Origin of the sequence: Polynucleobacter sp. JS-Safj-400b-B2 (assembly GCF_018881975.1) — a bacterium.
Lineage (GTDB): Bacteria > Pseudomonadota > Gammaproteobacteria > Burkholderiales > Burkholderiaceae > Polynucleobacter.
Genome location: NZ_JACVPJ010000001.1, coordinates 190015 through 203042, shown reverse-complemented (window position 1 = coordinate 203042; position 13028 = coordinate 190015). Strand labels below are relative to the sequence as shown.

The 13028-nt window shown below is 43.5% G+C and carries 11 protein-coding genes; 1 reads left to right on the top strand and 10 read right to left on the bottom strand.

The window, feature by feature from the left end; translation table 11 throughout:
* Positions 1 to 11: 11 nt before the first annotated feature.
* The 9 genes from queE to ICN48_RS00980 form a co-directional block, all read right to left on the bottom strand.
* Positions 12 to 665, bottom strand: a complete 654-nt coding sequence (gene queE, locus ICN48_RS01020; protein WP_216151895.1) for a 7-carboxy-7-deazaguanine synthase — start codon at positions 663 to 665, stop codon at positions 12 to 14.
* Positions 666 to 693: 28 nt separating this feature from the next.
* The gene (locus ICN48_RS01015) at positions 694 to 1422 is read right to left on the bottom strand and encodes a hypothetical protein (RefSeq protein ID WP_216151894.1); all 729 of its coding nucleotides are present in this window, start codon (positions 1420 to 1422) and stop codon (positions 694 to 696) included.
* The gene (locus tag ICN48_RS01010; RefSeq protein ID WP_216151893.1) at positions 1398 to 2099 is read right to left on the bottom strand and encodes a hypothetical protein; all 702 of its coding nucleotides are present in this window, start codon (positions 2097 to 2099) and stop codon (positions 1398 to 1400) included. The genes ICN48_RS01015 and ICN48_RS01010 overlap by 25 nt, the downstream gene beginning before the upstream one ends.
* Positions 2100 to 2163: 64 nt before the next feature.
* A complete protein-coding gene (locus ICN48_RS01005; protein WP_255539399.1) occupies positions 2164 to 4035 on the bottom strand; it encodes a radical SAM protein in 1872 nt (623 codons plus the stop codon).
* Positions 4036 to 4071: 36 nt separating this feature from the next.
* Positions 4072 to 4869 carry a ferritin-like domain-containing protein gene (locus ICN48_RS01000; RefSeq protein ID WP_216151892.1) on the bottom strand — a complete coding sequence of 266 codons (798 nt, stop codon included), beginning with the start codon at positions 4867 to 4869 and terminating at the stop codon, positions 4072 to 4074.
* 385 nt (positions 4870 to 5254) lie between these two features.
* On the bottom strand, positions 5255 to 8200 hold the full coding sequence (locus ICN48_RS00995; RefSeq protein WP_216151891.1) for an ABC transporter substrate-binding protein: 2946 nt from the start codon (positions 8198 to 8200) through the stop codon (positions 5255 to 5257).
* 83 nt (positions 8201 to 8283) lie between these two features.
* Positions 8284 to 8778, bottom strand: a complete 495-nt coding sequence (locus tag ICN48_RS00990; RefSeq protein ID WP_216151890.1) for an arsenate reductase ArsC — start codon at positions 8776 to 8778, stop codon at positions 8284 to 8286.
* A 183-nt stretch (positions 8779 to 8961) separates the two neighbouring features.
* The gene (locus ICN48_RS00985) at positions 8962 to 9378 is read right to left on the bottom strand and encodes an ATP-binding protein (protein ID WP_216151889.1); all 417 of its coding nucleotides are present in this window, start codon (positions 9376 to 9378) and stop codon (positions 8962 to 8964) included.
* Between the two features lie 38 nt (positions 9379 to 9416).
* Positions 9417 to 9758, bottom strand: coding sequence for an STAS domain-containing protein (locus tag ICN48_RS00980; RefSeq protein ID WP_216151888.1), 342 nt, complete (start codon positions 9756 to 9758; stop codon positions 9417 to 9419).
* A 167-nt stretch (positions 9759 to 9925) separates the two neighbouring features.
* On the opposite strand from ICN48_RS00980, the gene ICN48_RS00975 reads away from it, so the two are divergent.
* Positions 9926 to 11323, top strand: coding sequence for a PP2C family protein-serine/threonine phosphatase (locus tag ICN48_RS00975; RefSeq protein WP_216151887.1), 1398 nt, complete (start codon positions 9926 to 9928; stop codon positions 11321 to 11323).
* A 56-nt stretch (positions 11324 to 11379) separates the two neighbouring features.
* On the opposite strand, the gene guaA is transcribed toward ICN48_RS00975, so the two are convergent.
* Positions 11380 to 12987 carry a glutamine-hydrolyzing GMP synthase gene (gene guaA, locus ICN48_RS00970; protein WP_216151886.1) on the bottom strand — a complete coding sequence of 536 codons (1608 nt, stop codon included), beginning with the start codon at positions 12985 to 12987 and terminating at the stop codon, positions 11380 to 11382.
* Positions 12988 to 13028: the final 41 nt, after the last annotated feature.

Sequence of the window (13028 nt, the reverse complement as noted above, 5' to 3'; positions counted from 1 at the left end):
GCTTGCCTAATTTACCGAATCCCAATCAGTTTATGGGATTGCAGACTTAATCTCCATAGGGGACGCCTTTGGCACAAGCTGACAGCTAATTCAGTATTGCTTTTAAGGTTTGGGCCATCCATCGGCTGTAAAAAACGATTGCGATAATCCATTCCCTCAAAACGCGCCATCAACTTTTCTAATGGCTGGTGCTTGGTTTGTGGAATCACGAGCTTTAACTCATCTGCTTGAAGAACAATCAACTCAGCGCCAGCTTTAGGGCTTACACAAATCCAATCCACCCCTTTGGGAACTTTAATAGTGCCATTCGTTTCAATTGCTACTTCAAAACCTTTCTGATGAAGTGCTGCAATTAACTCATCATCCAGTTGCAAGAGCGGCTCCCCTCCAGTGAAAACCACATATCGCTGCTGAGGTCCGGCAGAAGTACTTCGCCATGAAGTCTCGATAGCATCTGCAAGTGAAGTCGCAGTTTCGAACTTACCGCCGCCCGAGCCATCGCTGCCAACAAAATCGGTATCGCAAAACTGACAAATGGCTGTGGCTCGATCCTCTTCACGCCCACTCCAAAGATTGCATCCAGCAAAACGGCAAAATACTGCCGCCCTACCAGCGTGGGCGCCTTCGCCCTGGAGCGTGGGGAATAGTTCTTTTACGGTATACATAGCAATGCGCCTATTTTAAGCGCAATGCCTACTTCCAGGAGATTAACTCCCACTCCAGGTAATCCTCCCAAAAGGCATTTACCCAATATACGCCTGAGGTAATGTACCGCCCAAAACTTCTCCGAATAACCCATCGGCCTATCTCCGGCGAAAACCAGAGATCTTCTTGCCGAACATTACCGACTCTAAATAGATCATTACTTACAAAATTGGGTATCTCATTATGAAATTGCAATACCAAGAACTCTCCGGCAGGCGTCTTTATGCGCTCCCATTGAGTCGCAGTCATCCCAAGACCCCAGTAGTAACTTCCATCCGGATAAGTGGGTACTTGATATTGGGCAGTGAAAAATCCATTCCAACCAACTTGCATTTGTTGTGGCCAAATGGGAATGGGTTTGGAAAATCTCTGAGCTGGGTTCCAATGGGGATCTTGCAGCACAAAACCCCACGGCGATTGAATTTCATCAGGGAGCGGTCCCGCTTTCGCTCCGGAGCGCGCTATACGTACTTCACTGCCCACGGATACTACTTTTTCAGTGATCGTATCGACTATCTCTTGATTAAATACATTACGAACTTGATATACCCACTCTTGCCCTACATTAGGCGCTCTAACGTTAGGAGTTGGTACTGGTTGAGTGGTTGCTACGCCCCTGGGATAGGGCTGGGTAGCTATGCACCCTACCAAAAAAAATGGTGCTAAGAAACATGCAAATCTATAGGTGCGCATCACTTGTAGGAGCTCAGCTGCCATTGCAAGCTATCCTCTAAATTTGGCATACCTAGTTGACCCTGAATCATGTAGGAGCCAGAAGACTCACGAGCCACCCAGCGACCGATGCTGGGAGCAAACCAAAGAGTCTCTTTACGTATGCAGTTCACCTTATTGTCATCCTCACTATCATAGTTAATGAGGTTTTGATAACGTAACGTTAAAAAGGTTCCTGCAGGCACCGTAATTTGCTCCCAACCATGCGCTGTCATGTATTCCTGCCAGTTATAGGAGTTTTCAGAATACCCACCCAAGCTATATTTGGTGGTGACCTGCTTGCTCCAGCTGGAGGATAGTTCTAGTGGCCACAAGGGAATAGGTGGCTTAAAACTCAGTAAGCGTGGCCAAGAAGTATCAAGCTGCACCATACCCCAAGGACCCTGTATCTCACTAGCCAATTGACTACCATTTTCGTCAGAGCGCTCAATCACAATAGTTGAGCCAACACTAGAAACACGCTCGGTAATGACGCCGCGAATCTTTCCATCAAAAACGTCACGCTTAATGTAGGTCCACTCCTGCCCTACTTGAGGGGCTCTAATAGATGGAGTGGTGTTTGGCTGAGCAACAGGGGTTCCTCGTTGATATGCCAACGGCACACCACATGCGACTGGAGCTAAAGCAGCTGATGCTATGAATGTGCGTCGCGATAAATTCATTTGTTGCTCCTACATTAATTTAGAACCATGCAAAATAATTGTATATCTGACTTATTCCTGAACGCTATCGATATAAAGCGTTTTCAATAAAATTCTTTGGCACTTTTGTCTTGGGGATGGCAATATCTAATGCATCAAACCAGGACTGGACTTTAATATCAAATCCTACGCCATGCATATAGTTGTAGATAGCCTTCTTTAGGCCCCGCCCCAGCGCATCATGATCAACCCCGGTAGGATCAATAAAGAGCACATCATTTTTAGCGAAAGTGATTTCAGGCAATGGAATTAACTCAATTCCGTACTCTTGAGGATTCATGCCTACTGGAGAGTGCACGGTACACGTAAAGCGGTGAAAGAAACCGCTTTGTATGCAGCCATGCTCAAAAAGCTGCCTTACATACTCCAAAGCATCTACCGTCTCTTGTACGGTTTGAGTTGGAAAGCCATACATCAGATAGGCGTGCACCAAGATGCCAGCATTGGAGAATCCTTTGGTAACTTGAGCTACCTGCTCCACGGATACACCCTTCTTCATTAGATTTAGAAGGCGATCAGAGGCCACCTCAAGGCCGCCAGACATGGCAATACAACCACTACGCGCTAAAAGGTCAGCTAATTCAGGGGTAAAGGTTTTCTCAAAACGAATATTGCCCCACCAGGAGATGAGTACCTTACGACGAATAAGCTCCTCAGCCAAAGCTTTTAATATTTTCGGAGGTGCAGCCTCATCTACAAAATGAAAACCTGTCTGTCCGGTCTCAGCAACAATTTGCTCAATACGGTCCACCAATAAGCTGGCTGATGCAGTTTCATAACGAGAGATATAGTCAAGCGACACATCGCAGAAGCTACATTTTTTCCAATAGCATCCATGCGCAACAGTTAACTTATTCCAGCGACCATCGCTCCACAAGCGGTGCATCGGGTTTAACATATCTAGAAGCGATAGATAAGAATCGAGAGGTAAGCCATCCCAAGTAGCAGTACCGACCTCCTCAAAAGGCACATCTGGCTCTTGCCAATTCAGGTATTGCACTTGATTTTTTGAATTTCTTATAAAGGTACGAACTAAACGCTCTGCCGAGCGCTTACCTTGAAGATGATCAAGTAAAGCAAGTAGCGGTCTCTCGCCAGAGTCTAGCGTGATGAAATCAACGTAATCAAAAATACGAACATCGGATAACTCCCTCAACTCCGTATTGACATACCCACCGCCTAAGGCAATTTTGATTTCTGGATGGGCATCTTTAATCGCTTGGGCTATTCGTAAAGCAGCGTACATTGCACCAGGAAAAGGTATAGACAAAAGCACTAGGCTTGGTTGATGGCGCTCAATAGCCTTGGTAGTAAGCTCCTGTAAATGCAAATCCATGAGTGTCGGACTAGCTTTGAGTGCCTCGGCTAAAGGTGTAAAGGTGGGCTGACTACTTGCAAGCGATTCTGCATAACGCACAAATTCAAAGCGATCATCCACTGCATCACGCAGCACATCAGACAAATCATTGAGATATAAGGTTGCTAAATGACGGGCCCTATCCTGTGAGCCAAGAGCACCGAAAGCCCAAGCCAATGAATCGGTAGACTCCTCATCTTCAAATACATCGAGCGCAGTAAACCGCGGGCCCTCAGGCAAAAAATCACGGGTATTAATACGATGACTTAAGGTGCTGTCACGGCCCTGCAAGAAATGAATAACTGGTGAGACGGTGGTTTGATAAGAATCGAAGTGATCCAAGAAAAAATTCACGCTAGCACTGCGATTCTCTTCAGGAACACGAAGCGCTTCGACTCGAATCTCGGCCATGCCTTCTGGAGTAAAAAAACTCAGTACGAGAGCTAGTGCGAGATCTTCTTGAACGGCATTAATTCCGCGCGATCTCAGAAACCCAGTAATATAAGCCGTAGAAGGATACGGCGTATTCAGCTGAGTCATAGGTGGGATGAGGCTTAATACCTTCATGCTCATTCACTATGCTCCAAGAAGATCTAACTCTTCCGTTGAAAAACCCGCTAGCTTGCGTGCCTCCATATTAAATGGCCCTTTTAGAACAGGTGCAAGATATTGAGCAGCTAATTCTCGATAAGCAGAAATTGGAGAAAGATTATCTTTTGTGCATAAGAAATTAAACCAGCGATTACCAATCAGTACATGACCGATTTCATCATTAAGAATAATCTCCAGAATCTCAACCGCACGAGCTTCTTTTATTTGCTTAAAGCGATCTCGAATCGAAGGCACAGCATCCAATCCTCGAGCTTCCATTGTTCTGGGTACCAGCGCCATACGGGCAATGACTGAATCTGTTGTTCTCTCAACCATCTCCCACAAGCTATTGTGCGCAGGAAAGTCCCCATAAGAAAAACCTAGTGAGTGCAAATGCTCATTTACGAGGCTGAAGTGATAAGCCTCTTCTTTAGCGACTTTGAGCCAATCTTCATAATATTCCTTGGGCATATTTGGAAAGCGCCAAATTGCATCCAAGGCAAGATTCATGGCATTAAATTCAATATGCGCCAGAGAGTGCAATAAGCCCGCTCTACCCTCAAGCGTATCCATTCTTCTTTTGGGAACGAGCTTTGGAAGTACGAGCTCTGGTTTTACTGGGCGACCAGGAAGAATGAGAGTTTGAGATTCAAGCTTACGAGAAACATCCAGGGTTACTCGTTGCTCTTGATATTCAGTAAACAGCTTTAGCAACTGACTTACTTTAGTTTGTGCATCCGTACTTGCTAGGATTGCGAGTGAAGCTTCTCGTAACTCAAGCATAGGAAATAGTAGGCTGGTGTAGCCCGCCCCTTATTCCCACTCAATAGTTACGTTGTTAAAACCACATACAAAACAGTGGGTTACGCCTACTGTTTTTGTTTGTGTAACTTTTGTGTAACTAGCATTGTTATGTGGCATTTTGAGGATAAATTGATCTTCCATTTACCGACATTGTACGCAGGATTTGGTTACAAGATGTGCAACCATTAAATTAGCACAAAGATAGTTTAATGAATGCTTATGCCACCCTCTGCTAACTGAACTACCCACTTGGCTTGATCTTAAATAGCTATCAAATTCGTACTTTTTTGAGTATAAGCAATAATCTCACCATATTTCAGACCCTGTTTAGAGACCAAATACTTGGATACGAATGTAATGTAATTTAGGTTGACCGTCCTCGAACAGAAATAGACATGAACGGTAGGGCATTTTGCTCTCGAAGTATACGATTTACTAGCTCAAGAACAGATGTAGATAACTGATCTCTTGATTGATCGGCGCGATAGAAGATGTGAGCCTCTAATTGCGCGCCATCGGACTCAATCTCTTCACATACGATCCGGATTGATTTTGAATGATCAACAAATTCGTTGTCCTTAAGGAAATCAATGGCAGCCAATCTAATTGCTTGAATTAGGCTCTCTAGATTTGCTGATGCACTTACTTCAAATGGAATTTCAACTCTAGAGTATCCGCCGTCACTTGAAGCATTGGTGACTGTTTGTTGAATAAGCACTGAATTTGGGATGAAGTGTACCAAGCCATCTCTAGAATGAATTCGAACGTTTCTCCAGCCCAGCTCTTCAACCATGCCGTCAATATTATGATCCTTGGCATTTATCAATACCCAGTCACCAGGCTTAATTGCACCTTCGAGTCCAATCGTTATTCCGCCCAAAGCATCCAAAATTAATTCACGCAAGGCTAATCCAACCACAGTAAGAATGACTGAGGATGCAGCTAAGACAGGAAGAATGTCACGGTTTAATACATCCGTGTAATAGAAGCCAAAAAAAGTTGAATAAATGATGGTAGACAGAAGTACCCTCAAGGAGCCCTGAAGCGCCGTCTTCTTTGACTTCTGTCTTTCGATCATCCAATCCACACCTAAATTCAAAGTGGCGGCAATTGCAAAATAGTAAAAGGCAGTAAATGCATTTTGAATAGTCACCAGCCAGATTGCATTTACTTTATCGAGTGCAGGGCTAAAAAATAAACAGATCTCTATAAAAAAGACTGTCAATAGGCTAGATTCAATTGTGATGAGACGCCCAAACTTCCTGCGATTTCTAAAGTAAGTTCTCATTAACCAAGGAATGCAAGCGATCAGGGCAAACAAAAGAGCTATTCCACTTGAGATTTTCCAATCCAACCTACTACCTAAGTAGGATCCAAGCATGGCATTCTTATTACGTAATCCATAAGTAGCCTTAAATTCTGAAAAGCTTCTTTCGCCTGTGGCTGAAGCAGGATTTCCTAGGGAATTCACAATATCCGTTTCAATTGCGAGACTGGTAGTTTCTGCTCGGTAATCCATTTCCGGCGCCAAGACCTCAGACTTCTCCATACCTTTGATAATGGAAGCAGTATTACCAATATTTGCTTCATCAATCACGAAACGCAATTGCGAAGAGTCCAGTGTTTTGTGTCGATAAGCAATCGACAAAGGTAACTGACCTAAGGCTAAGTCTTTTGATAATGCCTCAAATTTGAAGACCCCACGGTAACGATACAGTCGATACTTTTCATACTTACCGTCAGAAGACTCTAAAACCGTAAATGAGGGATTATCAGTAAATAGGGCTGGGAAAACGATATCGTCAGCATCAATTGCCAAGCTACCGCGGAACCAGATATCAACTTCCCCAGTAAAGTTTCTTTTCTCTAAGTTAATAAAGCTGATTTCTCGTGGGATGAGGCCAGTAAATATAACCGGGACCAAATCATATACTCGGCTATCAACTTGAATTTTATTGTCAGAAACCTTCTCAGCAAAGTTGAAGCGCGCAGCATCGGTTCCATACTGCGTTAAATAAGGCAATTGCTTGCCGTTCCGAAAGGATACTAATGTTGGCGGAATATCGCGCTCTTGATTCTGATCTAAACGCATACGGCCAGTGAAAGCACCCTCTTTTCCTTGACTGCTATTCAAGGAAGATAGATAGCTTTGGAAACTTTTACGAATCTCTTCAGGAGGAAGTTTTTTCCAGTCGGGGGTATCGCGCTTTAATTTTTCAATGAAGGCGCTTAATAGGTAAGCAGAATCATATCCATAGGCATATGCCCAAGAAGGATTTTCTTGGCGCCGTTTTTGGTAAACGTTAATAAACTCACGTGCACGCTCATCCGCCATGCTTGGGAGGAATGGCGTCACACTCATCAAACCATTCGTATAAAAACCAGGGGCTAAACGTTCTTTTGGAAATTCACGAAACTGATCGGGGAATGTAGGGAGACTTGCACCACCAAAGCCTACTATTTGCCCCGCATAATTTTCATCCTTCAACCCCTTTACCAACTGAACAGCCTCATCTGTTGGCAATGAAAACGCAACGAAATCAAAAGTAGAGATTGACTTGAGGAGTTGTGCAATGGCTTCTTTATCACCACTCTTCGGCCATACCTTTAATACAAAGTTATTTTTTCCAATTTTAGAAAATACTTTTTGAAAGCCATTGGCGTAACCATTCTTTGAATCACCCTCAAGAGTAATGAATACAGTTGAATTTGATTTTTGCACCTTCAAAAGCAGATTACTTACAAACTCGCCTTGTCGTTCTTGGCTAGGCTGCAAAGCAAAAATCCATTTTTCATTTTGATGAATGATTGGAGGGCTAATGGGAACCAAGCCCGGGACCATTCCCTCTTCCAAAGATGCAGTCATATCTTGGTAACCCAGTGCTTGGGTTGGACCGATTACCGCTAGCGTACTAAACCCTGCAGCAGCACTATCAGCAAGGGCTGCCACTGCATTTGCATTGCCGCGGTCATCCCTGATGATGAGGCGTACATCATTCGAGATATTGCCTGCGCTTGCTGCGTCCTTAAATCCCTGGGCAAGATCTTGACCAATCATCCGGGTAGGGCCAGAGAAATCAGCAATGGCAACGACATCGAGCAAATTAGCCTGATTGTCAGACTCAGATTGTAAATAATGCAAAACCAATGAACCCGGAGGCAAATCAAAATAAGCAGTGAGGCCGAAAGTTATTGCCAACAAAAAGACAGCGATGATGGAAACTACAATAGCCTTCCATTTTTTTGATTTCAGCCTAATCTGATCTAAATTTACAGAGAGTTGATTGGCAATTTTTTTCACAGATGGCATTGTTTAAGACCAATCCAGAAAAATAAAACGCGCAAGAAGTGGGAGAACATCTAGAAAACCAGTTTTAGACCTGGAAAATAATATCACTGCAAATTTTGATGAATCGCTTTTAATTCATCTTGAAGTCTATATTTGTCCAATCTCTCAAAAGAGAGCGCAGCCATAATATCTATGCGTGCTTGTAAGCCATTTAATAAAGATACATAAGCTCTTTTAATTTCCATGTTTGTACCATTGGTATGCGCTGGGTCAGAAAAATCCCAATGGGCGGTAGCCGGACTTCCGGGCCACACAGGCACACCTTCGCCAATCGCTCTATCAGATAAGGAAATAATAAAGTCCATTTTGGGAGCGCTTGGAGATGAATATACATCCCAACTTTTTGGTCCTAAAGCTTCACCTTGGTAATGCATCTCTTGGATCAATTCAATGGCATAAGGACTCAAAGATTCAGCAGGAGCAGGTCCAGCCGAAAATCCTTCAAATTTACCGCTTAAATGAGTCGTCGCAAGAGCCTGAGCGATGATTGAGCGAGCGCTGTTGTGATGACACAAAAAGAGAACCTTATATTTTTTCATATCACCAATAATAGAATTTTTTTACATACCGCCTCTATTAAAGAGCAGGCATGAAAACCTTAGATTAGGTTTTTCGGCTGATCTTCTCAATGCGAACATTCTGCAGTCTATTGAGAATTTATGACAAAACTATGACAGAATTTTGACGGCTTATGAGGAGCGGATAGCACCAATTTGATCCATTTAAACCAAAATGGCAAATGTTAAGAAATTACGGCCATTCCTAAACTCATAGGCCAAACGGCTTGAAAGTCCTTTAATGATGGCTAAACCTAATCCACCTGGCTCAGCCTCCTCAAGGCTGATTGCTTTGGGTTTTGGTGATGCCTCTGCTGAATTGAAAGGCTTTCCAGAGTCACTCACAGTGATGGCAATCTCTTTGCCAGCCTCAGCGCCATTAATAGTAAATTCTAGCTCTACCGGGGTTTGGGTGGCAGTTGAGCCAGCATGCATCACAATATTCATCAAAACCTCATCCAAACATTGATCCAAAACTAATGCTTTTTTTGTTGGCACCCCGTACTCCAAGGAGGTCTTTTCAAGCCAACTGGAAGCCGATCTGATTTCGGAACGATCTGCATTAATAGCAAATTGAGACAAGGGCGCCCCCATTTTTAAATTAATAATAAATCAGATAATTAAGCTACAGCGGCTTGTTCGGCCTGTGTGAGTTCAGAAAACATTGGTACTAAAGTACTAATGCCGGTCGAGTCTAAGGTCGTACTTACTTGCTCGTTGTCTCCAACAAACAAAATCATTTTTCCACCCTTGTTTTGGAGGGATTTTGCATTTTGAATAATCAACCGAATTCCAATGGACGAAAGGAAAGAAACTTTTGATAGATCTACAACTACTGCTGGCTTTGCGCCTGATGACATAGCTGCAAATTTCATGGCAATCTCATCAGACCCGGCGCTATCAAGTCGGCCGTCAATCATAATGAGTCTGAGATTATCTTTATCTGCGAAGTCTATAGGCATGGTGTGAATTTAGTGAAATTAAGTGAAGTGTCTAATTTAAGCTATGCTTATCTAAAATAAACACCAAATTTTACAAGTATCTTATCAAATAATGACACTTTAATGACAATACGTTCTTCTTGCTAGCATTCCAGCCTTAGAAGCAATGTCATTTACCATATGAATCAATGACTAAGACACCCAAAACGCTCCTCCACAGATCCACCTACTCAATCAAGCAATTGGTTGGAACATATTTGTGTGTTGCGATATTGATGGCTTTGTATGAACTGGCAAAAGAAACCATATTCAAGGGGCAACTCACTCTTTGGGAATCACACACTATTACGGTAATCGTCACAGCTACCTTTGCAACTATTACAGCCCATTTCATTCGGGCAAGAACAAATTCCTTAAATCAAGAATTACAAGAAGCCCATAGCCAAGCTGCTGATGTCATTGATAACATGCTTGATGGCGTGATTATGATTGACAAAGAAGGTGTGATTGTTAAATTTAATCCAGCGGCAGAGAAGATATTTCAACAATCATCCATGAATGCCGTTGGCAAACACTTCAAAGTTCTACTAGATAAATCCTACGCAAATGAGTTTCTGGACAGAATACAAAACTTTGCCAATGGTCATGATTCACCTGCTTTTAACAATAGTAAAAGCGAGGTGGTTGGAGTGAGAGCCAATGGAGAGAAGTTTCCAATGGATTTAATCTCCAGCAGCATGATCATCGGCGGTCAATTAATGTTTTTAGGTATGGTTCGCGATACCTCTGACAGCAAAAAAGCTGAGGAAGAGATTGAACGCCTACGACAGGTCGAAAAGAAGATTCACGAGAGTCTAAAAAATGAGGTGACGATCGCAGGCGCCATTCAGATGAATATGATCCCCAAAGGAGAAAATCTATACCCTGAGCACACGCGTATTCAAGCCCATGGATTTACCAGGCCCGCAAAAGAAATGGGGGGAGACTTTTTTGATGCCTTCTCAATTGATTCAGATCACATTGCATTAGCAATTGGTGACGTCTCTGGCAAGGGAGTACCAGCAGCATTATTTATGATGAAAATCATGACGCTCCTTCGCTCCAATATCACCAAGGCTACTGAGCTGATGGAGTCTTTAAGGATTGTTAATAATGCGCTCTGCCAAAATAATGACAGCAATATGTTTGTCACTTTGTTTATCGGCATCCTGAACGTACACACTGGTGAACTCCAATATATCAATGCTGGTCATGATGCCCCGTTAACTGCAAATAACAATCAAGAGTTCACGCCTCTACCCGGCCCTAGAAATATGATCTTAGGTATTCATGAGGTAAATAGCTATAACATAGGAAGCACAACTTTAAACACTGGAGATACACTTCTGCTGTACACAGACGGCGTCACTGAGGCTGAAAGTATCGAAGGTCAACTTTATTCAATCAATCGAGTAAGTCGATTGCTATCGAACTCTCAAATGACCAGCAAAGAAATTGTTAATAAGTTGCTGACAGATATTGATCTTCATTGCCAATCAACAACCCAGTCAGACGATATTACCCTTCTTGCTATTCAATATCATTAAGCAGAAGCAGCCAAAATGATGGGTTGCAACACTACCCATTTTGAGCAATAAATTGTTTATTCCCACTCGATCGTTGCTGGCGGTTTACCGCTGATGTCGTATACAACTCGATTGATGCCACGCACTTCATTGATGATGCGGTTAGATACCTTACCAAGAAGTTCATGTGGCAAATGGGCCCAATGCGCTGTCATAAAGTCTTGGGTTTGCACTGCTCTGAGAGCGACAACATATTCATAAGTTCTACCATCGCCCATTACACCAACAGACTTTACCGGCAAGAAAACGGCAAAGGCTTGGCTCGTGAGGTCATACCAAGATTTCTGGGTTGATTCATCAATCGTATTGCGTAATTCTTCGATAAAGATAGCGTCAGCACGTTGTAGCAAGCTAGCAAATTCTGCCTTCACTTCGCCCAAAATACGTACACCAAGGCCTGGGCCTGGGAATGGATGGCGATACACCATTTCACGCGGAAGACCTAAGGCAACACCAAGTTCACGTACTTCATCTTTAAAAAGTTCACGCAATGGCTCAAGCAATTTGAGATGCATATCATCAGGTAAGCCGCCGACATTATGGTGACTCTTAATGGTATGTGCACCCTTTTTACCTTTGCCAGCAGATTCAATGACGTCTGGGTAGATCGTTCCTTGAGCAAGCCATTTGGCATTTTGAATTTTTCCAGATTCAGTCTGGAAAATTTCCACGAATTCTTTACCAATGATCTTTCGCTTTGCCTCTGGATCAGCCACGCCAGCCAACTCACCCATGAATTTCTCTTTAGCATCCACGCGGATGACCTTCACACCTAAATTGCGTGCGAACATTTCCATCACCATGTCGCCCTCATTCAAGCGCAGTAGACCATGGTCAACAAATACGCAGGTGAGTTGATCACCAATCGCACGATGAATTAAGGCTGCAGCAACACTGGAGTCGACACCGCCAGATAAGCCAAGAATGACTTCTTCATCGCCGACCTGTTTGCGAATATTCTCAACCGCTTCTGCAATGTAATCACCCATCACCCAGTCTGGCTTGCACTGGCAAATCTCATGGACAAAGCGCTCAATGATTGCAGCGCCTTGAATGGTATGGGTTACTTCTGGGTGAAACTGAAATGCATAAAAGCGACGTTCTTCATCAGCCATACCTGCAATCGGGCAGGATTCAGTGGATGCCATCAATTTGAATGAAGGCGGCATTGAGGTGACTGAGTCACCATGACTCATCCAAACCTTCAAAATGCCATGACCTTCGCTAGTTGAGAAGTCCTGAATACCTTTAAGCAAATTGGTATGACCATGTGCACGTACTTCTGAATAGCCAAACTCACGGGCCTTGCCCAATGACTCTGCAGAGGCTACCGCACCACCCAATTGAGTAGCCATGGTTTGCATGCCGTAGCAAATACCTAAAACAGGCACACCAAGTTCAAAAACAATTTGCGGGGCACGCGGGCTACCGTCTTCAGTTACCGAGCTGGGGCCACCGGACAGGATGATGCCCTTACCGCCCTGCTCTTGAATGAACTTGCGAATAAATTCTGGATCGCAATCGTAGGGATGAATCTCTGAATACACGCGTCCATCACGTACACGCCGAGCAATGAGTTGAGTTACTTGCGAACCAAAGTCGAGAATCAGTATTTTGTCGTGCACGAAAAAGTCAGTCTTTAATTCAGCCTTAATGTCAGCTTTTT